This is a genomic window from Mesorhizobium sp. B2-3-12 (genome assembly GCF_006442205.1).
Classification (GTDB): Bacteria; Pseudomonadota; Alphaproteobacteria; order Rhizobiales; family Rhizobiaceae; genus Mesorhizobium.
The window spans coordinates 308,108-328,600 of record NZ_VFVR01000004.1 but is presented as its reverse complement, the minus strand read 5'-3'; the positions used below and the strand labels follow the sequence as shown (position 1 = coordinate 328,600).

Sequence of the window (20,493 nt, the reverse complement as noted above, 5' to 3'; positions counted from 1 at the left end):
CAACACGATTGACAATTGCCAGACAGCTTCCTAGCTTGGCCCCGCCGCCAAGGCTCCCCTATGATCGGAGCACACAGGCGGGAGGGACGAGGATGACTGGAAAATTGCCGTTCGAAGCATTGTCGGTGGAGACGCTCGCAACGCGTCTCGGCACGAACGAGGCGTTGTGCGCGAAGATCGGCAAGGACGCGAGCGCCTGGAAAGTCCGCGAAGTCGGGGACGGCAATCTGAACCTGGTGTTCATCGTCGAAGGCGCCAGTGGCGGCGCCATAGTCAAGCAGGCCCTGCCCTATGTCCGCCTCGTCGGCGACAGCTGGCCCCTGCCGCTGAAGCGCTCTTTCTTCGAATACCACGCTTTGACCCGGCAGGAGCGCAGAGCGCCCGGCTCGGTACCGGCGATCTATCATTTCGACGAAGGCCAGGCGCTGATCATCATGGAGTATCTGGCGCCGCCGCACATCATCCTGCGGCGGGCGCTGATCGAGGGCCGGCAGCTGCCCAACATCGCCAGGGATATCGGCCTGTTCATGGCCCGCACGCTGTTCCGCGGCTCGGACCTGTCAATGGTGGCTCGGGAGCGCAAAAACGACCTGGCGTTGTTCGCCGACAACGTCGAACTCTGCGACATCACCGAGAACCTGGTTTTTTCCGATCCCTATTTCGATGCCAAGCTGAACCGGCACACATCGCCGCAACTCGACGGCCTCGTCGCCGAACTGCGCGCCGACCGCGACCTCAAGGTGGAGGCGCAGCGGCTGAAGCATATCTTCGCCGCGAACGCGGAGACGCTGCTGCATGGCGACCTGCATTCGGGCTCGATCATGGTCACCGATACCGAGACCCGGATGATCGATCCGGAGTTCGCCTTCTACGGCCCGATGGCGTTCGACGTCGGCATGTTGCTCGCCAATTTCTGGATGTCCTTCTTCTCGCAGCGCGGTCATGAGCAGAACGGCAAGCGCGATGCCATGCGCGCCTATCTGCTCGGCGTCACGACCGAAACCTGGGCCGTGTTTCGCGCCGAGTTCTCGCTGATGTGGCGCACCGAGCGGGACGGCATGCTCTATCAGAAGAGCCTGTTCGAGGATCAGGGCGACAGGCTGGGGTCCGAGCAGGCGCTCGACAATGTGCTGCACCAGATCTGGGAGGATCTGCTCGGATTTGCCGGCATCGAAGTGCATAGGCGCATCCTCGGCCTCGCCCACAATGCCGACTTCGAAGCCATTGCCAATGAAGATGTGCGCGCCACTTGCGAGGCGAAGGCACTGAAATTCGGCCGTCACATCGCCGTCAACCGGCGCCAGATTCACAGCATCGACGAGGTCAACAACCTGGCCGCGCTGATCGAACAGGAGAGCAGCATTTGAACGTCGGTGACCGCCACTACCGGACCATCTGGCTGAGCGACGACGGGCGCTCGGTCGAGATCATCGACCAGCGCTGGCTGCCGCATGAGTTCCGCATCGAGAAGCTCGGCACGGTCGCCGCCATCGCCACCGCGATCCGCGACATGTGGGTGCGCGGCGCACCGCTGATCGGTGTCACCGCGGCCTATGGCGTCGCCATGCAGATGGCCGTCGATCCTTCCGATACAGCTCTCGACGACGTCTGGGAAACGCTGCACGAGACGCGGCCGACGGCGATCAACCTGCGCTGGGCGCTGGACGAGATGCGGCGTTTCCTCAAGCCGCTGCCAATGGAGCAACGCACCGCGGCCGCCTATAAGCGCGCCAGTGAAATCGCCGACGAGGACGTCGGGCTGAACCGCGCCATTGGCGAGAACGGCCTTGAAATCATCAAGCAGATCGCGGCGCGCAAACAGCCGGGCGAGACGGTCAATATCCTGACCCACTGCAATGCCGGCTGGCTGGCGACGGTCGACTACGGCACGGCCACGTCGCCGATCTATCTCGCCGTCGAAGCCGGCATTCCGGTTCATGTCTATGTCGATGAGACACGCCCGCGCAACCAGGGTGCCCAGCTCACCGCCTGGGAAATGGCCGGCCACGGCGTGCCGCACACGCTGATCGTCGACAATGCCGGCGGCCATCTGATGCAGCGTGGCGCGATAGACATGGTCATCGTCGGCACCGACCGCACGACGGCCGATGGCGATGTCTGCAACAAGATCGGCACCTATCTCAAGGCGCTCGCAGCCGCCGACAATGACGTGCCGTTCTACGTTGCGCTGCCCTCGCCCACCATCGACTGGACGGTGGGCGACGGGCTTGCCGAAATTCCGATCGAGGAACGCTCCGGCGACGAGGTCTCGCTGGTCTGGGGCAAGACATCAGACGGCAAAATCGCGCAGGTGCGCGTCTCGCCCGAAGCAACGCCAGCGGCGAACCCGGCTTTCGACGTGACGCCGGCGCGGCTGGTTACCGGGCTGATCACCGAGCGCGGCGTCGCCAAGGCATCGCGCGAGGGGCTGAAAGCTATGTTCCCCGAGCGAGGATAAGCTTATCCAGCCCGGTCGAATTCGGCTCAAACCACGCCATTCGCCGCGGCCTCCAGCGAGTTGACGAAGTTCAGCGAACGCTTGAGCGCGTTCCGAATAATGGCGATATCGACGGGTGCACTTCCGCGCTGGGGGTCGCGGCGGCCCGGGCGCTTCAGTCGCAAGGGCAGTTCGACGCTGACCGGCAGCGTGGCGGGCAGCATCGCCCAGTAGGATGCATAGTCGACAGAGCCGTCGCCGATGGCGCAGAACTCCCATCCCGCCCCGCTGCTGACGGCATCTTTCAGATGAGCATGGCCGAACATGTCGATGGCATCGGCGATGTCTTCTGCCGGCTGCATCGTCTCGCCGCTGTAGGTGAAAATGTTGCCGGCGTCGTGGTTCAGGCGGACGTGCCGCGATCCGATTTCCCCGACGAAGCCGGCCCCCGATCGCGCGCTGCCGAGCAGATCGCCGCTGCCATGTCCAGGGTTTTCGAGCGCCAGAACGATATCGGCCTGTTCCAGCCTCGGCAGAACGGCCTCGATCGTCGCGCGGATAGCAGCCCGGTTCACCGCCGGGCCGGCGTTGGTAATCAGGAAGGATGCGCCAAGACCGGCGGCAAAGCCGATGCGTCGGGACAAGGCCTCGATTGCATCGGGGCCCGACAGGTCGAGATGGGCCGACACGGCATTGATGCCAAGCCCGGCATTTTGCGCCGTCCGGCGCAGCTTGAGGCCATTCGCTTCGGCAAACATGCCCTCATCGAAATCGACATAGCCGCTGATAAAGGCCGGCTCGACATGGGCAGCACCCGCCGCCGCAATCTCCTCGACGGCCAAGTCCATGGAATAGCCGTCGAAGAGCGCGGTCGATACCGATATAATCCGCGAAGGCAGGGCTCAGGCTCCCTTGCCGTAGACGATCAATTCGGAGGCTTCCTTGACCTTGGCCGGCGAGAGCGCCTCGCGCCAATCGTCACGAACCACGACGCCCTTGGCGAACCGCATCAGGCGCAGCGCAGCATCCGACGGCACTTTCGGCGAGAAGCCGAACCACATGGCGATCTCGACATTCAGATGGCCGATCAGGAAATCGAGCGCGGCTTGCCTGGGAATGCCGTATTCGCGCTCGCACTCCTCGACCGCCTCGACCATGGTGTCGACGAAAGGCATGGCGATCATTTCGGAGAGGCCTGGTTCCAGGATCGCAAGTTGCTCGACCGTCACGCGATGGCTGTCGATGATCGGCGACCACATCGCCTTGCACACCTCCTCGCCAAGCGCGTAGTGCTCCTCCGGGCCCTGCATCAGGGCGCAGACGATCGACTGCCTGGCGATGCCGCCATGATAGTCGCGCCGCGCCGCCCACTCCGTCTCGTCGCCGAACAAGGGCGGATGGCAGGGGTGGCCGACGAAATAAGTGAGATCAGGCCGGTCCTTCGGCAGGTCTCCGGCATAGGGTGCGGCGGCATCCAGAACGAGGATCATGGTGCCCTTGGCCAGCATCGGCGAGATCTGGCGCGTCACCTGGCCGATGATGTTGTCCGGGAGGGCCATCACCACGACCCTGGCGCCGGGAATGCCCTCCTCCATGGCGACGGCGGCGATGCCGGCCTCAGCCAAACGCTTGCGGCCCGGCTCGCCGACCTCGACGGCACGCACGTCATAGCCCGCCCCGATCAGCTTGCCAGTGACGCGGAAGCCCATCTTTCCGCCTGCTCCCAGCACGGCTACGGATATCGTCATTTTTTTCTCCCTGTTGATGGCGCGCCGTTGGCGCCGGTTCAGCCGAACGTCAGCAGCGCGGCTTCGAGTTCTGGATGCGTGGCGGCATAGTCGCGCGCGGGAATGCCGGCGGCCGCGGCTTCGAAAGCATCACGCAGGCTTCGAACGCCGGCGGCTGGCCCGCCGGGATGCGCCATGATCCCGCCGCCGCAGCAATAGATGAAGTCGTTCGAGCCGAGCCTTGCGTAGGTCTCGCCCGCCTGCACCGCGGTCTGTCCGGACGAAAAAACCGGCATGACCGTATCGGGACGGTCGGCACGGCCGAACATCGGCGTCAGGCAGGCATGGGCCGAGGCCATCACCGAATCGTCGGGCTCGCAGAATTTGTTGGACAGCCCGTTGACGTGCATGTGGTCGATGCCGGCCAGGCGCCAGAACTTCTGGTAGGCGAGATAGCTCATGCCGAGATCCGGCGACCGGCTGAAGAGGCCCCAGCCGGCCCGATGGCCGTGCAGCGCGACAGTGGAATGGCGGCGCATCTCGACGACACCCGAGAGGCCGACGGAATTCAAGACCAGCATGGCGCAGGTGCCGCCACGGCGCTCAATCAGATCCAGCTGACGGCGCATGGGGTCGATATCGCCGGAAATGTTGGCCGCGTACATGACCTTGCGCCCGGTCCTGTCGGCGTGCCGGTCGATGACAGCCATGACCGCCTCGAACCGCTGCTCGAACGGCGAATGCGGGGGGTCTCCCATCAGTTCGTCGTCCTTGATGAAGTCGAGGCCGGCTGAGATCATCGTATCGGCAAGCCGTGCCGTCTCTTCCGGCGAAAGGCCGACGCTCGGCTTGACGATCGTGCCGATCAGCGGGCGCCCCTCGACACCAGTCAGCCGACGCGTCCCTTCGACGGCGAAGGCCGGGCCCGGATAGGCATCCGCGAAGGCGTCGGGAAAGGTGACGTCGAGCAGGCGCATGGCCGAAAAATGATGCAGCTCGAACAGATTGCCGAGGACCGTCGACCAGACCGAAGCCAGCACGGTACCCGTATTCTCGATGTTCCAGGAAAGACCCACTTTGGCCCGGCGTGGTCTGGTGGAGGTCGCATTTTTGGGCGCACGCGAAAACGGCAGCGCCTCACCTTCGACCTCGCCAATATCCTCGATGAATTCGACACGCGCCCCAAACCTGCGCAGCAGTTCTGGCGTCTCCCCCGGTATGGCGCGGAACGTCCCGCTCGATTGCTCGCCGGCCATCGCAGTTGCGGCAGCCTCCAACGGGTAGCGGGTTTCGATCAGATAAGTGGCGCTGAGGCGACCGGTCAATGCAGAGGTTCCGGCTGGAATGATCTTCATGGCGGGAGCGATAGCACCAAAAAGATATCATGTCATCACACGAGTTTTCCTCGTTAAAAAATTTTGTACGCTGTCAGCCCCCGCCGCCACCAGCCAGTTTCGAATAGAGTTCATTGGCGCGGCCGATGTGGTCGGCCATGGCGGCGCTCGCGCCTTCCGCATCGCCGTTGGCGATCGCCTTGTAGATCCGTTCATGCTCCTCGACGGTCAGACGCTCGGCGCCTTTCACAGCCACGAGATCGCGCTTGAAGCGGGACAGCCATTCGAGCATGCCCTTGGCCACGGCCGCGATCATCGAATTGCCGCTCATCTCCGCGATGACGGCGTGGAATTCCATGTCGGCGGTTACAAATCGCGCCTGATCGCCCTTTGCGTCGCGCAAGTGGCGCAAGGTCTCGGCAAGACGTTCCAGGCTCTTAGCCGTGGCGCGCCGCGTCGCTATCCGAACCAGGCCGGTTTCCAGCAAGAGCCTGACTTCCTTTAGTTCTTCCAGCCCGCGAGAATTCGTTGCCAGCATCATCACCATCGCCGCGGAGACCTGATCGACGATCACCTCCGGCGTCGGATTGATGACGCGCGCACGCTCGCCGTGCGAAATCCGGATAAGCCCCATCTGCTGCAGCGTCAGCATCGCTTCCCGGATCGACGGGCGCCCGACGCCGATCATCGTCATCAGTTCCTTTTCCGACGGCAATTGGGAACCGGGCGGAAATTCGGACGTCGAGATCGCCGCCATCAGCCGGTCAAGCACCTCGACATACAACTTCTTCTTCTGGACCGGTTCCATCCGCATCTCTCCTGATCATTCCCAGGCATACCCGATCCCGAGTCGCACCGACAGGCAAAATCCCGCCATTCATTGACATTACATATATGATGACCTAACGTCCAGCCTTCGGCGACCCAACGTCATTGCCGAAACGGGTAGGCCGACTGGCCAGGGATGAGACAGACGAACCGGCGGGCCGCGCCTGGCTACCGTCGACGCAATCAAATGGGTTCCGGACCGGCTTGCCTATTTGGTATGCTGGTATAACATGTAGATGGTATGGTGTCCTTCGGAAGAGGCACCATAACGAAATGACAGACGGGCCGATCAGGGTCGGCTGGTGTTTTTTTGGGAGGAGACAACATGAAGTTTTCTATTGTGACGGCGCTTGCCGGCGCCGCGCTGGCCAGTGTTTCGGTTTTGCCGGCGATGGCATCGTCGGACAAACCGGTGATCGCGCTCGCCAACGCCTATTACGGCAACACCTGGCGCCATCAGATGGTGGAGGCTTTCGAGGCCTCGGCCAAGGAAGCCAAGGCGGCCGGTCAGATCGCCGACTACATCGTCATGAACGGTGACGGCTCGGTGGCGCAGCAGAACAGCCAGATCGCCGAACTGATCCTCAAGAAGGTCGACGTGCTCGCCGTCGACGCCGCCTCGGAAACCGCGGTCAACGGCATCATCGAAAAGGCCTGCAAGGCCGGCATTATAGTCGTGTCCTTCGATTCGGTTGCTTCGGCGCCCTGCAACTACCAGCTCAACTTCGACTTCAAGGGCTACAAGGCGGCCCAGGCCGAGGCCGTCTTCAAGATGATCGGCGGCAAGGGCAACGTCATCCAGGTGCGCGGTGTGAAGGGCTCGGCGCCCGACAACGACATGTTCAACGCGCAGCAGTCGGTGCTGGCGAAATATCCCGACATCAAGGTTGTCGCCACCGTCTACGGCCAAGCGACAGCCTCGGTCGCGCAGGCGGCGATCGCCAACGTGCTGCCCTCGCTGCCGCATGTCGACGCCGTGCTCGGCCAGGGCGGCAGCGACGATGTCGGCATTGCCCAGGCCTTCGTCCAGTATGGCGGCGACTATGCCGGCAAGATGCCGATCATCGAAGGCGGCGGCGGCACCGACTTCGTCAAATGGTGGGCCGACGAGAATGCCAAAAACGGCTACCAGACGGTCTCGATGAACACCACGCCGGGCATTGGCGGCGCGGCGTTCTGGCTCGGCCTTTCCTTGCTCAAGGGCGGCAAGGCGCCGAAGCTGATGATCATGCCGGTGGCGACCGTCGATGCCAGCAATCTCAAGGAGTATGCGAAACTGCCGGGCGGCCAGATCATCAGCCCCAGCTATTCGCTCGACTGGGTCAAGCAGAACCTGCTCACCAAGTAAGGTCGCGAATGCCCAAGGACCGGGCGCCGCCAAACGGCCGCGCCCGGTCCTTGCCCGTACAGAAACGGAGGACGAATGTCCCATCTTGCCGCAGCCGACCCGGAAGATGCCGCCGCCACGATGCCGGCCGCGCGGTCGGACGTCGTCTCGCTGTCGAAGATCACCAAGAGTTTCGGGCCGACCTTGGCGAATGCGGCGATCGACCTCGCCGTCTCGGCCGGCGAAATCATCGGCCTGGTCGGCGGCAACGGGGCCGGCAAGTCGACGCTGATGCGCATCCTGTGCGGGGCAACGTCGCCGACCCTGGGCTCGATCTCGTTCGCCGGCCAGGATGTGAGCTTCGTTGACTACGACACGGCAGAGGCGCAACGGCGCGGCATCCGCATGGTGCACCAGGAACTGTCGCTGTGCGCCAACCTTTCGGTCGCCGAGAACTTCTTCCTGGAGACACCGGGCGAGGCGGCCAACCGGCCCGGCTGGCGCGCACTCTACCGGGCTCGCGCCCGCGCGGCGCTTGACGCCGTCTTTCCCGCCAACGGCATCGACGTAAATGCCGAGGTCGGCCACCTCTCCATCGCCGAGCGGCAGATGGTCGAGATCTCGCGCGCCGCCGCGACGCCCGGTGTCAAGCTGATCGTACTCGACGAGCCGACCTCCTCGCTCGACCTCGACCGCTCCAGGCAGTTGCGGGCCTTCATCCGCGAACGGGCCAGATCCGGCCTCGCCTTCATCTTCATCAGCCACAAGCTGCAGGAAATCATCGATATCGCCACGCAGGTGATGGTGCTGCGCAACGGCCGCACCGCCTGGCGCGGCGATGTCGCCACCACCTCGATCGGCCAACTTGTGCAACTCATGGGCGGCGACGCCAATTCGATCCACCAGCACAGTGCCGCCGCCGTCAGCAGGGGCGAGGCGCTGGTCAGATTGTCGGGATTCCTGACAGCGGGGCTCGGCCACGACATTGCGATCGGCCGCGGCGAGATCATCGGGCTGGCAGGGCTCGAAGGCAGCGGCCAGAAGGAGTTGCTGCACACCATCTTCGAGCCGGATACCGCCAGGGGTGCCGCGGTGACCAGGAGCGGTGACGCCGGTTTCATCGCTGGCGACCGCCAGAAGGAAGGCGTGTTCCCGCTGTGGAGCGTGCTTGGAAACATCAGCATCGGCAGCCTTGCCCGCCGTCCGGCACTGGGCCTGGTTTCGGAGCGCGCCAACCGCGAGGCGGCGGCCGATGCGGCCGGCCGGCTGCGGCTCGACGACAAGCGTTTCGGCTCCAACATCCTCGAACTCAGCGGCGGCAACCAGCAGAAGGCGCTGGTTGCCCGCGCGCTCGTTGCCGACACGCCGATCCTGCTGCTCGACGATCCGACACGCGGCGTCGACATCGCCACCAAGCAGGATTTCTACAGGCTCTGCAACGACATCGCGCGCGGCGGGCGCACCCTGATCTGGCACACGACCGAAGACGCCGAGCTTTTGGCCTGCGACCGCGTGCTGGTGTTTTCGGGCGGACGCATCGTCAAGGAATTGAGCGGCGAGGCGATCACGGAATCGGCCGTCGTTGGCGCCTCCTTCGCCCAGCAGGCAGACACGCGCGCCGGCTCCGGGAAAAGTGCCACCGGTGCCGGACTTGCCCGCGGGCTGGTCAACGCGGCTCCCTTCATCGGTCTAGCCGCCGTGCTGGCGGTGATGATCTCGGCCAATCCGGCGGTCGCCTCGATCTTCGGGATCGACCTGCTCCTGATGCCGGCGCTGTCGCTGGTGCTGGTGACGGCGGCGCAGATGTTCATCGTCGGCGGCAGCGAGATCGACCTCGGTGTCGGCGCCTTTGCCGGCCTGGTCAGCGTGCTCTCCGCCACGCTGCTCTACGATCAGCCATGGCTCGGCGCGCTGACGCTGGCGGCGGCGGTCGCCGCCTATGCCGGGCTTGGCGGCTTGATCCAGGCGCGCAAGATCCCGGCCATCGTCGTCACGCTCGGCGCCTCCTTCATCTGGATGGGACTGGGCTACGCCTTGCAGCCGACACCCGGCGGCGCCAGCCCCGAATGGCTGTCGGCCATGTTCAACTGGTCGCTTGGCTTCCTGCCCACCTCCATCATCCTCATCGCCGCGGTCGCGCTGGTGGTGTTGGTGATCGACCGGCTGCCGCTCGGCGTGGTGCTGCGCGGCTTCGGCAACAATCCGACCGCCATGGTCCGCTCCGGCTGGTCGCCGACCCGCTATGCGCTGGTGCGCTACCTCGTCGCCGGATTGTTCGCGGCCGCCGCCGGCCTGTCGCTGACGGCGATCAACACGGCAAGCGACATCAATTCCGGCAGTTCGTTCACGCTGCTCAGCGTCGCCGCCGTGGTGATGGGCGGCTGCTCGCTGCTCGGCGGCGTCATCTCTCCGGTCGGCGCCATCGCCGGCGCGGTTACCTTGTCGTTGATTGGCGCCCTGCTCGGCACGCTGAACGTGAGCAGCGACTTCAACGCCGCGACGCAAGGGCTGGTGCTCATCGCCCTGCTGACGCTGCGCAGCCTGACCGCCGACCGCAGGAGCGAACAATGAACGGCCTCGCCACCTTCAGCCTCTGGGCGCAGAAGAACCGCTGGGTCTGGTCGGCCATTGGCGTGCTGGTCCTTTGGCTGGTGCTGTCGGTGGTGACCAACCGCTTCAGCCTCAACAGCCTGTCGGGCATCATGCTGTCGGCCTCGTTCCTGACCGTCGTCGGCATCGGCCAGATGTTCGTCGTCACCACCGGGCGTGGCAATATCGACCTTTCGGTGGCCTCGGTCATTACGCTCAGCGCCTTCGTGGCGCTGCTCACCATCAAGGGCCAGGACGCCAACCTCGCCATCGGCGTCGGCGCGGCGATCCTGCTCGGCCTCGCCGTCGGCGCGCTGAACTCGCTGCTCGTGGTCGGGCTCAACATACCGGCCATCATCGCCACGCTGGCGACCGGCTATGTGCTGGCGACGGCAACGCTGCTGTCGAACCGCGCCATATCCGGCTTTGCCGTCAGCCCGCTGTTGAAGACGCTGGCGACGGGCCGTGTCTCCGGCGTGCCGGTCATGGCCGTCATCGCCATCGTCGGCGTGGCCGCGACCGCCTTCGTGCTGCGCTATACTGTGTTCGGACAATTGCTGTCGGCGGTCGGCCAGAACCGAGCCGCCGCGCGGCTGGCGGCGATCCGCAACAACCGCGTCATCGCCTCGGCCTTCATCATCTCGTCGGTGCTGGCTTCGCTCAACGGGCTGCTGCTCGGCGCCTATATCGGCGGCGCCTTTCTCGAAATGGGCCAGCCCTATCTCCTGCAGTCCATCGCCGCGGTGGTGCTGGGCGGCACGCTGATCTTCGGCGGCTCGGCAAGTGCCGTGGGCACACTGTTCGCAAGCATCCTTTTGATCCTGATCGTCACCACCATGCAGATCGTCGGCCTGCCGCCAGGCGCGCAGGACATCGTGCAAGGCATCGTCGTGATCTTCGTCCTGGCGCTGGCAGGCCGGCAGGTGCTGTCGCGACGAGCCGCCGTCGATCGCGCAGGCGACGACGGCACGCTGAAACCCGAACAAAATGCCGTGGCGATCCGGCCGGAATGACACCATGGATGATGATTTCTCTTGCCAATTTATGGTAGAGTGATCATACCAGTAGACAAGGTGACGATCGGCGATGCCATCGTCCAGGACCAGGGAGCAAGGGCTAGATGACGACGATCGCGCTGTTCGGTGCCGGCGGAAAAATGGGCTACCGCCTTTCAACCAATTTCCGCGGCTCGCCCTACACGATCCGCCATGTCGAGGTCAGCGAGGCCGGGCGTGAGCGGCTGAAGACCGGATTGGGCTTCGACACGGTCAGCGCCGACGAGGCGCTGAAAGGCGCCGAGGTGGTGATCCTGGCGGTCCCGGACACCCATATCGGCAAGGTCGCGACCAGCATCGAGAGCAAGCTCGCGCCGGGCACGATGGTCATCGTGCTCGACGCGGCAGCACCGTTCGCCGGCCATCTGCCCGACCGTCCCGACCTGACCTACTTCGTCACCCATCCCTGCCATCCGCCGATCTTCAACGACGAGACCGACATGGCGGCCAAGAAGGACTATTTCGGCGGCGTCAAGGCAAAGCAGCACATGGTCAGCGCGCTGATGCAGGGACCGGAAGCCGACTACGCCAAGGGCGAGGCCATCGCCAAGATCATCTGGGCGCCGGTGATGCGCTCGCACCGCGTTTCCGTCGAACAGATGGCGCTGCTCGAGCCCGGCCTTTCGGAAACGGTGTGCGCCTCGCTGCTGGTCGTCATGAAGGAAGCGGTCGACGAGGTGGTGGCGCGCGGTGTCGACCAGCAGGCGGCACTCGACTTTCTGCTCGGCCACATGAACGTGCTCGGCGCCGTCATCTTCGGCGAAACCAAGGGCGTGTTCTCCGACGCCTGCAACAAGGCGATCGAATTCGGCAAGCCGGTGCTGATGCGCGACGACTGGAAGCGCGTCTTCGAGCCCGAAGAGATCGCGGCCAGCATTCAGCGGATCACCTGAGCCAGCTCATCAGGTACATATCACCTGAATTTGTGGTTGACTCATTATACCAGTTGGCTAAGTTGTTGCTGGCTTGGATCGGGCACGCTTCGCTAGGAGTTCGAAGCCCGGACGAGTGGAGGATGGCGGGGAACGGGAGTGCTGATCGGCTCTGAAAAAGCCGATCGACGGCTTGAGCCGAAGTGGTCCGCATTCTCCGCGGCCTGACGAATTCAGACGCAGACAGCGGCCTTGATCGATCAAGGCATTTTTTCAACGGGAGGACTTCATGAAACTGACACGCAGAATGACGCTTGCCGCCTTCGCCGGCGTGCTGGCACTCGGCACGGCGATGCCCGCCTACGCGGCGGACCTGATCGCCATCATCACTCCCTCGCACGACAATCCGTTCTTCAAGGCGGAAGCCGTCGGCGCCGAGGCCAAGGCCAAGGAACTCGGCTACGAGGCGCTGGTGCTGGTGCATGACGACGACGCCAACAAGCAGTCCGAACTGATCGACACCGCGATCGGCCGCGGCGCCAAGGCGATCATCCTCGACAATGCCGGCGCCGACGCGACCGTCGCCGCCGTGCAGAAGGCCAAGGACGCCGGCATTCCGTCCTTCCTGATCGACCGCGAGATCAACGCCACCGGCGTTGCGGTGGCGCAGATCGTCTCCAACAACTACCAGGGCGCCCAGCTCGGCGCGCAGGAGTTCGTCAAGCTGATGGGCGAGAAGGGCAATTTCGTCGAGCTGGTCGGCAAGGAATCCGACACCAATGCCGGCATCCGCTCCAAGGGCTATCACGACGTCATCGACGACTATCCGGACCTGAAGATGGTCGCGCAGCAGTCGGCCAACTGGAGCCAGACCGAGGCCTATTCCAAGATGGAATCGATCCTGCAGGCCAATCCCGACATCAAGGGCGTCATCTCCGGCAACGACACGATGGCGATGGGCGCTTATGCGGCGCTCGCGGCAGCGAACCGCAAGGACGTCATCGTCGTCGGCTTCGACGGTTCGAACGACGTGCGCGATTCCATCACCTCCGGCGGCATCAAGGCGACGGTGCTGCAGCCGGCCTACGCCCAGGCGCAGATGGCGGTCGAGCAGGCCAACGACTTCATCAAGAACAAGAAGTCGCCAGAGAAGGAAAAGCAGCTGATGGACTGCGTGCTCATCAACGGCGACAATGCCGCCAAGCTCGAAACCTTCGCGCTGAAGAACTGAGCCGGCGCGATATGATTGCGAGGGGTGGACCTCCGGGTTCGCCCCTCGCCTGACTCTTTGTTTTGACGCGGTTCCGGACGGAAAAACCGTTCCACATTTTTTCCTGGAATTGCGCGACTTCACGTTCCGGGTGCTTTTGACCGCCATGCCGAAGACATTGACCTGGCAGACCCCTTTTAGCTGGCTGACGCTTGCCGCGCTCGCGGGCCTTGGCCTTGGCGGCTGCAAGATCCTGCCGACGCCCGTGGCGCAGAGCGAAAACAGCGCGCCTGCCTTCAATCCGGACAAGATGGTCGAGGACATCTGGGCCTCGAAGGTCATACCCTATCTCAACCAGAAGGCCGGGCCGTTCGCAGAGGTCCAGGCGCTGGCGAAAACCGATCCGGCGGCGGCCGGCGCCAAATACGGCAATCCCAGGAAGCAGGCGAACTCGCCATGGACCTTCGCGGTCCGTGTCGAGGGCAAGATCGTCGCCGCCAACACGCAGTCTCGCGCGGGCACGATGGATATCGACGTCGACGGCGACGGCAAGGCCGATGCGCGCATCCAGATCGGGCCGGCGATGCGCGGCACGGCGCTGCGCGACAGCCTCGATTTCGTCCAGTTCAACGACTTCACCAACCAGATCGACTTCGCCCAGTTCGGCAAGGCCTTCAACGCCTATGCCGGCAAGACCGTGCTCTCCAAACTGCCGCGCGAGGCACTCGAGGGCCGCACCGCCAAGGTGCTCGGCGCCTACACGATCGAAGGCGGCCAAGACCTGCCGCTGGTGACGCCGGCGGAGGCCGAGATCGGGCCCAAGCCATGAGCCCCGCTCACGATGTCATCCTCAAGCTGGAGGATGTCTCGAAGGTCTATGCCGGCACGGTCGCGGTCAAGCAGGCAAACTTCGAGGTTCGCAAGGGTGCCGTCAACGTGCTTGTCGGCGAAAACGGTGCCGGCAAGTCGACGCTGATGAAGATCATCGCCGGCGTCGAGCAGCCGACCGCCGGCCGCATCCTGCTCGAAGGCGAGGCGGTTTCCTTCTCCTCGTCTGGAGACGCGGTGGCGCGGGGCATCGGCATGGTGTTCCAGGAGTTGAACCTGTTCGGCAACATGACCGTCGCCGAGAACATCTTCGCCACGCGCGAGATCACCAACCGGCTGGGCAAGATCGACCGCAAGGCGCAGGAAAGGCGGGCGGGCGAATTTCTCGACCGGCTCGAAGCCGGTATCCGGCCCGACATGTTGGTCGAGGATCTGCGGATCGGCCAGCAGCAACTGGTCGAGATCGCCAAGGCGGTTTCGCTCGATGCCAAGATCCTGATCATGGACGAGCCGACCTCGGCGCTGAGCGCGGCGGAAGTCGAGATCCTGTTCAAGGTGATCGCCGACCTCAAGGCGCGCGGCGTCGCCATTGTCTACATCTCGCACCGGCTGGAAGAGCTGATCCGCATCGGCGATTACATCACCGTGCTGCGCGACGGCCGCATCACCGGCCAGGAAGAGATGAAGAACGTCGACACGCAGTGGATCGTGCGGCAGATGATTGGCTCGGACGCCAAGGATTTCGCCAAGGCCGACGGGCATCAGCCCGGCGAGGAAATCTTCCGCGCCGAGGAGATCTGCCTGCCGCGCGTCACCGGCGGACTGGCGGTCGATCATGTCTCGCTGTCGCTGCGCGCCGGCGAAATCCTCGGCATATACGGGCTGATGGGCGCCGGGCGCAGCGAGCTGTTCGACTGCATCATGGGCCGTCACGGCCATGCCAGCGGCAGGATCTTCATCGCCGGAAAGCTGGTGAAGGAGCGCGACACGACGCGACGCATCCGGCGCGGGCTGGCATTGATCCCCGAGGACCGCCAGCGCGAAGGGTTGGTATCGATCCTCTCGGTCGCCAGCAATCTGACGCTGGCGAGCCTGTCGCGCTTCGTGCGCCTGTTCCATATCCGAGGCGCCGCCGAGCGGCAGGCCGTCGTGCGGATGGTGCGGGAACTGGCGATCAAGGTCGCCGATCCGGCGCAGGAAGTCTCGTCGCTGTCGGGCGGCAACCAGCAGAAGGTGGTGATCGGCAAGGCGCTGCTCACCGGACCGAAAGTGCTGTTGATGGATGAGCCCAGCCGGGGCATCGATGTCGGCGCCAAGGCCGACGTCTTCCGCACCATGCGCAAGCTGTCGCGCGACGGGCTCGGCATCCTGTTCGCCACCTCCGATCTCGACGAGGTGATGGCGCTGTCCGACCGCATCGCGGTGATGAGCAACGGCAGGCTGACCGGCATGTTCGACCGCGCCGAAGCGACGGAAGCGGCGATCGTCGCGGCGTCGGCGCTGGGTCACGGACCGGGACATCTTGCCCCCGTACATCTTGCCCCCGTACATGGAGAGCAACGCTGATGACTGACATTCCGGCCAAGGCGGCCGCTCCCTCCGCCTCCGGCGGCTCCGCGCTGCTGACGTTGATGAAGCTCCGGACTTTCATCGCGCTGATTGCCGTGCTGGTGTTCTTCTCGATCGCGGCGCCCAACTTCCTGTCGGCCGCCAATCTGATCCTTATGGCCAAGCACGTCGCGCTCAACGCCTTCCTCGCCATGGGCATGACCTTCGTCATCATCACCGGCGGCATCGACCTTTCGGTCGGCTCGATCGTCGGCCTGTGCGGCATGGTGGCCGGCTATCTCGTGCTCAACGGCATCGACCTGCAGATGGGGTACACCGTCTATTTCAACGTGGTCGAGATTGCCCTGATCACGCTTCTGGTCGGCATAGCGATCGGCGCGGTCAACGGCCTGCTGATCACCAGGCTCAACGTCGCGCCCTTCATCGCCACGCTCGGCGTACTCTATGTGGCGCGCGGTTTCGCGCTGCTGTCCTCCGACGGCCGCACCTTCCCCAACCTGGTCGGCAAGCCGGAACTCGGCACCACCGGCTTCGGCTTCCTCGGCGCCGGCCGGCTGCTCGGCCTGCCGGTGTCGATCTGGATCCTGATCGTGGTGGCGCTGGGGGCTGCCTATCTCGCCCGCTACACGCCGCTTGGCCGCCACATCTTCGCCGTCGGCGGCAATGAGCGCGCGGCGCGCATCTCGGGCGTGCGCGTCAACATGGTCAAGATGTTCGTCTACATGTTCTCCGGCTTCTGCGCGGCGATCGTCGGCCTGATCATCTCGTCGGAGCTGATGGCCTCGCATCCGGCGACCGGCGAAAGCTTCGAATTGAACGCCATCGCCGCGGCGGTGCTCGGCGGCACCTCGATGTCTGGCGGGCGCGGCACGATCGGCGGCACCATCGTCGGCGCCTTCGTCATCGGTATCCTGTCGGACGGCCTGGTGATGATGGGCGTCAGTTCCTTCTGGCAGATGGTGATCAAAGGCCTGGTCATCATCGTCGCCGTCGTCGTCGACCAGGCGCAGCGCCGGCTGCAGCAGCGTGTTACCCTGATGCAGATGGCAAAGGCGGGTTGAGAATGGCTGCGTTGCGTGGAGCGCTGATCGGCTGCGGCTTCTTCGCCGTCAACCAGATGCATGCCTGGCGCGACATCGAAGGCGCCATGATCGTCGCCATCTGCGACCGCGATCCGGAACGGCTCAGGATCGTCGGCGACCAATTCGGCGTGGCGCGGCGCTACGCCGATGCGGCGGCGATGTTCGCGGCGGAGAAACTCGACTTCGTCGACATCGCCACCACGGTGGGCAGCCATCGTGCGCTGGTCGAAATAGCAGCCGGCCACCGCGTCCCTGTCATCTGCCAGAAACCCTTCGCGCCGACGCTCAGCGATGCCAAGGCGATGGTGAAGGCTTGCGCCGATGCCGGCGTGCCGCTGATGATCCACGAAAACTTTCGCTGGCAGTCGCCGATCCAGGCGGTGCGCGCGGTGCTCGACAGCGGCGAGATCGGCACGCCCTTCTTCGGCCGCATCTCGTTCCGCTCCGGCTATGACGTGTTTTCCGGCCAGCCCTATCTGGCGACGGGCAAGCGTTTCATCATCGAGGATCTTGGCATCCACATCCTCGACATAGCCCGCTTCCTGCTCGGCGACGTGTCGAGCCTCACCGCCCGCACGGCGCGCATCAACCCGGCCATCGCCGGCGAGGATGTCGCCACGATGCTGATGGACCATGGCGGCGGCGCCACTTCCGTCGTCGATTGCAGCTATGCGACGAAGCTTGCCGTCGAGCCATTTCCGGAAACGCTGATCGAACTCGACGGCGGCGACGGCACGATCCGGCTGGCGCAAGGGTACCGGTTGACCGTCACCGGCAAGAGCGGGACCAAGGTGAGCGATGTCTCGCCGCCGCTGCTGCCCTGGGCCTCGCGGCCATGGCACAACATCCAGGAAAGTGTGCTGGCGATCCAGAAGCACTGGATAGACCGCCTTGCATCAGGCAAGGAACCGGCGACCTCGGGCGCCGACAATCTGAAAACCTTTGCGCTCGTCGAAGCCGCCTATGCCGGCGCCGCTAGCCGCGAACCGGTGCAAATCGACGCCTTGCTCAGATGACATCAGACGCTTTCGATCTTTACGGCACACGGACGGCGGAAGCGGCGCCGATCCTGCTGCAGGCGGGCGCATTGAGCGCGGAGCTGGTCAACGGCAATCTGCGCACCATCCGCCATGGCGGAACCGAAGTGCTGCGCGCCATCGCCTATATCGTGCGCGACCGTGACTGGGGCACGTATGAGCCTGAGCTGACGGAGCTGACCATCGACCAGAGGGACGACCGTTTCGCCGTCGGCTACGCGGCAAGCTGCCTAGGCCCCGCCGGCAGCCGGCTTGGCTTCCACGCGACGATCGAAGGCTTTGCCGACGGGCGGCTGATCTTCGATGTGACCGCGCTTCCTGAGAGCGACTTCGAGACCAACCGCTGCGGCTTCTGCATCCTGCACCCGATCGCCGGCCTCGCCGGCAGCCCGGTAACGGTCGAGCACACCGACGGCAGCGTGGTCGAGACGGAACTGCCCGATCTGATCGACCCGTGGCAGCCCTTCAAGGATTTGCGCGCCATCACGCATAGGGTGCGGCCCGGCGTTACCGCGCAATGCCGGATGGAAGGCGACACATTCGAGATGGAGGACCAGCGCAACTGGTCAGACGCCTCCTACAAGACCTATGTGCGGCCGCTGGCGCTGCCATGGCCCTATATGCTGCCGGCCGGAGAGCCAGTGCGCCAGACGATCAGCTTGCGCATTGCCGGCGACGCCAATGTGGCTGCCTCGGCAGCGGCGGCCGAACCGGTCCGCGTCGAACTCGGCGAAGCCGGCTCGAAGCTGCCTGACATCGGCGTGGTGATCTATCCCGAGGATGTCCAGGCAACCCTTGCCGACCTGCCGTTGCTGGCGAGGCTCGGTTCCCGGCAGTTGCTTTTCCATTTCGATCCGACGCGCGGCCATGGCCTCGACGCGCTGCGTGCCCATGCCCGGCTCGCCGCCGCCTATCCCGTTTCGACGACGCTGGAATGCGTGGCCGCCTGCACCGGCGACCTCGACGCCGAACTTTCCGACGTCGCCGACATGGTGCGTCACGCAGGGTTGCGGCTCGACGCCATCGCGGTGTCGCCCGCGGTCGACCGTCAGTCGACACCGCCGGGCAGCGCCTGGCCGGCATGTCCGCCGCTCGAGGACGTCTACGCGGCGGCGCGGCGCGCCTTTCCCGGCCTCCGCCTTGGCGGCGGCATGTTCAGCTATTTCACCGAGCTCAACCGCAAGCGCGTTCCGGCTAGCCAGCTCGATTTCATCACCCACTGCACCAACCCGATCGTGCATGCCGCCGACGATCTCAGCGTCATGCAGTCGCTGGAGGCGCTGCCCTTCATAACCCGGTCCAGCCGGGCGATCTTCGGCACAAAGCCCTACCGGATCGGGCCATCGACGATCGCCATGCGCCAGAACCCCTATGGCGGCGCGACCAAGGACAATCCGCGGGGACAGCGCATCGCCATGGCCAACCGCGATCCCCGCCATGCCGCGCAATTCGCCGCCGCATGGACCATCGGCTACGCCGCGCGCGTCGCGCCGGCGGGGCTGGAGATGCTGACGCTGTCCAGCTTCGCCGGACCTTTCGGCGTGGTCGCGGGACCGGGCGAACCCGTCGCAGAGGGAACGCCGCGGCCGATCTTCCGGGCTATCGAAGGGCTTTGTGCGTTGGCCGGGCTGACGCATGTTTGCGCCACGACGAGCGACGAGACGCGGGTGCTGGCGCTGGCCGGCCGCTCTGTCTCGGGCGAGACCATCGTCTGGCTGGCGAACCTGACGGCGAACGATGTCCCGGTCGATGTTTCCGCGCTTGGCCAGCGCGACATCGTCATGTCGCCCTATGCGATTGCCCGGATCGGTTAGGCAGACAGCCTACTTCTCGGAATTCATCACATAGAGCGCGCGCGAGCGTTCGAGGTGCTTGATCATCGCCTTCTCGGCGCCGTCGGCGTCCCGCTGCTCGATGCGGTCGATGATCTCCTCATGCTCGGTCAGCGTGTATTTTTCCTTGCCGGTCCAGATCAGCATTTCGGTGTGGTATTCCTTCAGCCAGCCCAGCGTGGCTTCGCTGACGGCGACATAGATCGGATTGCCTGAAATGGTCGCGATCTGGGTGTGAAACTTCATGTCGGAGGAGATGAAGCCTTCGGAATCGCCGCGCGCGGCGCGCTGCTCGGCCACGGTCGCCTTCAGCAGTTGCACATCCTCCGATGTAGCCTTTTCCGCCGCTTCCCTGACCATGCCGCGCTCGAAGAAGATGCGCGCGGTCTTCAGGTGTTCCAGCGTGTCTCTGGACGAGGACAGGATGATCTTGGCAGCGCCGTCGACCTGCCTGATGATCGACTTGGCGGTCAGTTGCAGCACCTTGGCGCGCTCGCCATGCGAGATGGCGACCAGCCCCATATTGCTCAGCGCCTGCATGGCCTCGCGGATCGCCGGCCGGCCGACCTCGAAGCGCTCCATCAGTTCGCGCTCGGACGGCATGTCGTCGCCCGGCTGCAATTCGCCGCTGGTGATCAGCCGCTTCAGTCTTGCAAAGACTTCGTCGGAAAGTTTGCGCCGGACGATCGGCTCCGAACGGTTCATCGTGACGAATCACTCCCTGGCCCGGGTCCTGTTTAGCATTCCCGGCGGGATTACCGGAATG

The 20,493-nt window shown here is 64.6% G+C and carries 17 protein-coding genes; 12 read left to right on the top strand and 5 right to left on the bottom strand.

Features of this window, described 5'->3' with window-relative positions; translation table 11 throughout:
• Nucleotides 1–92: 92 nt before the first annotated feature.
• Both mtnK and mtnA read left to right on the top strand, forming a co-directional pair.
• On the top strand, nucleotides 93–1,367 hold the full coding sequence (gene mtnK, locus FJ948_RS14925; protein ID WP_140705619.1) for an S-methyl-5-thioribose kinase: 1,275 nt from the start codon (nucleotides 93–95) through the stop codon (nucleotides 1,365–1,367).
• Nucleotides 1,364–2,458: an S-methyl-5-thioribose-1-phosphate isomerase gene (gene mtnA, locus FJ948_RS14920; RefSeq protein ID WP_140705617.1), complete on the top strand. Its 1,095-nt coding sequence runs from the start codon at nucleotides 1,364–1,366 to the stop codon at nucleotides 2,456–2,458. The genes mtnK and mtnA overlap by 4 nt, the downstream gene beginning before the upstream one ends.
• Before the next feature lie 26 nt (nucleotides 2,459–2,484).
• Here the strand turns inward: mtnA and FJ948_RS14915 are convergent, their stop codons facing one another.
• The 4 genes from FJ948_RS14915 to nanR all read right to left on the bottom strand — a co-directional run bounded on the left by FJ948_RS14915 (nucleotide 2,485) and on the right by nanR (nucleotide 6,306).
• Complete coding sequence (locus FJ948_RS14915) at nucleotides 2,485–3,285, bottom strand: TIM barrel protein (RefSeq protein ID WP_140705615.1); 801 nt, start codon at nucleotides 3,283–3,285, stop codon at nucleotides 2,485–2,487.
• A 54-nt stretch (nucleotides 3,286–3,339) separates the two neighbouring features.
• Entirely contained in the window at nucleotides 3,340–4,185 is an 846-nt protein-coding gene (locus FJ948_RS14910) for a phosphogluconate dehydrogenase C-terminal domain-containing protein (RefSeq protein WP_140705614.1), read from the bottom strand.
• Between the two features lie 38 nt (nucleotides 4,186–4,223).
• The gene (locus FJ948_RS14905; protein ID WP_348642974.1) at nucleotides 4,224–5,489 is read right to left on the bottom strand and encodes a ribulose-bisphosphate carboxylase large subunit family protein; all 1,266 of its coding nucleotides are present in this window, start codon (nucleotides 5,487–5,489) and stop codon (nucleotides 4,224–4,226) included.
• Nucleotides 5,490–5,592: 103 nt separating this feature from the next.
• On the bottom strand, nucleotides 5,593–6,306 hold the full coding sequence (gene nanR / locus FJ948_RS14900; RefSeq protein WP_140705612.1) for a transcriptional regulator NanR: 714 nt from the start codon (nucleotides 6,304–6,306) through the stop codon (nucleotides 5,593–5,595).
• 345 nt (nucleotides 6,307–6,651) lie between these two features.
• On the opposite strand from nanR, the gene FJ948_RS14895 reads away from it, so the two are divergent.
• From FJ948_RS14895 to FJ948_RS14850, 10 genes are all read left to right on the top strand, one after another.
• Entirely contained in the window at nucleotides 6,652–7,674 is a 1,023-nt protein-coding gene (locus FJ948_RS14895) for an ABC transporter substrate-binding protein (protein ID WP_140705611.1), read from the top strand.
• Between the two features lie 75 nt (nucleotides 7,675–7,749).
• Nucleotides 7,750–10,224 carry an ATP-binding cassette domain-containing protein gene (locus FJ948_RS14890; protein WP_140705609.1) on the top strand — a complete coding sequence of 825 codons (2,475 nt, stop codon included), beginning with the start codon at nucleotides 7,750–7,752 and terminating at the stop codon, nucleotides 10,222–10,224.
• Nucleotides 10,221–11,255, top strand: a complete 1,035-nt coding sequence (locus tag FJ948_RS14885; protein WP_140705608.1) for an ABC transporter permease — start codon at nucleotides 10,221–10,223, stop codon at nucleotides 11,253–11,255. Before FJ948_RS14890 ends, FJ948_RS14885 begins: the two co-directional genes overlap by 4 nt.
• A gap of 107 nt (nucleotides 11,256–11,362) precedes the next feature.
• Nucleotides 11,363–12,190 (top strand): phosphogluconate dehydrogenase C-terminal domain-containing protein, encoded by an 828-nt coding sequence (locus FJ948_RS14880; protein WP_140705607.1) that lies wholly within the window; start codon nucleotides 11,363–11,365, stop codon nucleotides 12,188–12,190.
• 268 nt (nucleotides 12,191–12,458) lie between these two features.
• On the top strand, nucleotides 12,459–13,400 hold the full coding sequence (locus tag FJ948_RS14875) for a D-ribose ABC transporter substrate-binding protein (RefSeq protein ID WP_015318943.1): 942 nt from the start codon (nucleotides 12,459–12,461) through the stop codon (nucleotides 13,398–13,400).
• 145 nt (nucleotides 13,401–13,545) lie between these two features.
• Entirely contained in the window at nucleotides 13,546–14,208 is a 663-nt protein-coding gene (locus tag FJ948_RS14870; protein WP_140705606.1) for a DUF2291 family protein, read from the top strand.
• The gene (locus FJ948_RS14865) at nucleotides 14,205–15,773 is read left to right on the top strand and encodes a sugar ABC transporter ATP-binding protein (RefSeq protein WP_140705604.1); all 1,569 of its coding nucleotides are present in this window, start codon (nucleotides 14,205–14,207) and stop codon (nucleotides 15,771–15,773) included. Before FJ948_RS14870 ends, FJ948_RS14865 begins: the two co-directional genes overlap by 4 nt.
• Complete coding sequence (locus tag FJ948_RS14860; RefSeq protein WP_140705602.1) at nucleotides 15,773–16,837, top strand: ABC transporter permease; 1,065 nt, start codon at nucleotides 15,773–15,775, stop codon at nucleotides 16,835–16,837. The genes FJ948_RS14865 and FJ948_RS14860 overlap by 1 nt, the downstream gene beginning before the upstream one ends.
• Nucleotides 16,838–16,839: 2 nt before the next feature.
• The gene (locus tag FJ948_RS14855; protein ID WP_140705600.1) at nucleotides 16,840–17,874 is read left to right on the top strand and encodes a Gfo/Idh/MocA family oxidoreductase; all 1,035 of its coding nucleotides are present in this window, start codon (nucleotides 16,840–16,842) and stop codon (nucleotides 17,872–17,874) included.
• Entirely contained in the window at nucleotides 17,871–19,709 is a 1,839-nt protein-coding gene (locus tag FJ948_RS14850) for a hypothetical protein (protein WP_140705598.1), read from the top strand. The genes FJ948_RS14855 and FJ948_RS14850 overlap by 4 nt, the downstream gene beginning before the upstream one ends.
• Before the next feature lie 9 nt (nucleotides 19,710–19,718).
• On the opposite strand, the gene FJ948_RS14845 is transcribed toward FJ948_RS14850, so the two are convergent.
• Entirely contained in the window at nucleotides 19,719–20,432 is a 714-nt protein-coding gene (locus tag FJ948_RS14845) for a transcriptional regulator NanR (RefSeq protein ID WP_140705596.1), read from the bottom strand.
• Between the last annotated feature and the right edge of the window lie 61 nt (nucleotides 20,433–20,493).

Excerpts from the sequence above, each read along its gene's own strand:
- nanR (WP_140705612.1), bottom strand. The coding sequence starts at position 6,306 with ATGGAACCGGTCCAGAAGAAGAAGTTGTATGTCGAGGTGCTTGACCGG.
- FJ948_RS14895 (WP_140705611.1), top strand. The coding sequence starts at position 6,652 with ATGAAGTTTTCTATTGTGACGGCGCTTGCCGGCGCCGCGCTGGCCAGT.
- FJ948_RS14865 (WP_140705604.1), top strand. The coding sequence starts at position 14,205 with ATGAGCCCCGCTCACGATGTCATCCTCAAGCTGGAGGATGTCTCGAAG.
- FJ948_RS14850 (WP_140705598.1), top strand. The coding sequence starts at position 17,871 with ATGACATCAGACGCTTTCGATCTTTACGGCACACGGACGGCGGAAGCG.
- FJ948_RS14880 (WP_140705607.1), top strand. The coding sequence starts at position 11,363 with ATGACGACGATCGCGCTGTTCGGTGCCGGCGGAAAAATGGGCTACCGC.
- FJ948_RS14855 (WP_140705600.1), top strand. The coding sequence starts at position 16,840 with ATGGCTGCGTTGCGTGGAGCGCTGATCGGCTGCGGCTTCTTCGCCGTC.
- mtnK (WP_140705619.1), top strand. The coding sequence starts at position 93 with ATGACTGGAAAATTGCCGTTCGAAGCATTGTCGGTGGAGACGCTCGCA.
- FJ948_RS14870 (WP_140705606.1), top strand. The coding sequence starts at position 13,546 with ATGCCGAAGACATTGACCTGGCAGACCCCTTTTAGCTGGCTGACGCTT.
- FJ948_RS14885 (WP_140705608.1), top strand. The coding sequence starts at position 10,221 with ATGAACGGCCTCGCCACCTTCAGCCTCTGGGCGCAGAAGAACCGCTGG.
- FJ948_RS14890 (WP_140705609.1), top strand. The coding sequence starts at position 7,750 with ATGTCCCATCTTGCCGCAGCCGACCCGGAAGATGCCGCCGCCACGATG.
- FJ948_RS14860 (WP_140705602.1), top strand. The coding sequence starts at position 15,773 with ATGACTGACATTCCGGCCAAGGCGGCCGCTCCCTCCGCCTCCGGCGGC.
- FJ948_RS14910 (WP_140705614.1), bottom strand. The coding sequence starts at position 4,185 with ATGACGATATCCGTAGCCGTGCTGGGAGCAGGCGGAAAGATGGGCTTC.
- FJ948_RS14915 (WP_140705615.1), bottom strand. The coding sequence starts at position 3,285 with ATGGACTTGGCCGTCGAGGAGATTGCGGCGGCGGGTGCTGCCCATGTC.
- FJ948_RS14875 (WP_015318943.1), top strand. The coding sequence starts at position 12,459 with ATGAAACTGACACGCAGAATGACGCTTGCCGCCTTCGCCGGCGTGCTG.
- FJ948_RS14845 (WP_140705596.1), bottom strand. The coding sequence starts at position 20,432 with ATGAACCGTTCGGAGCCGATCGTCCGGCGCAAACTTTCCGACGAAGTC.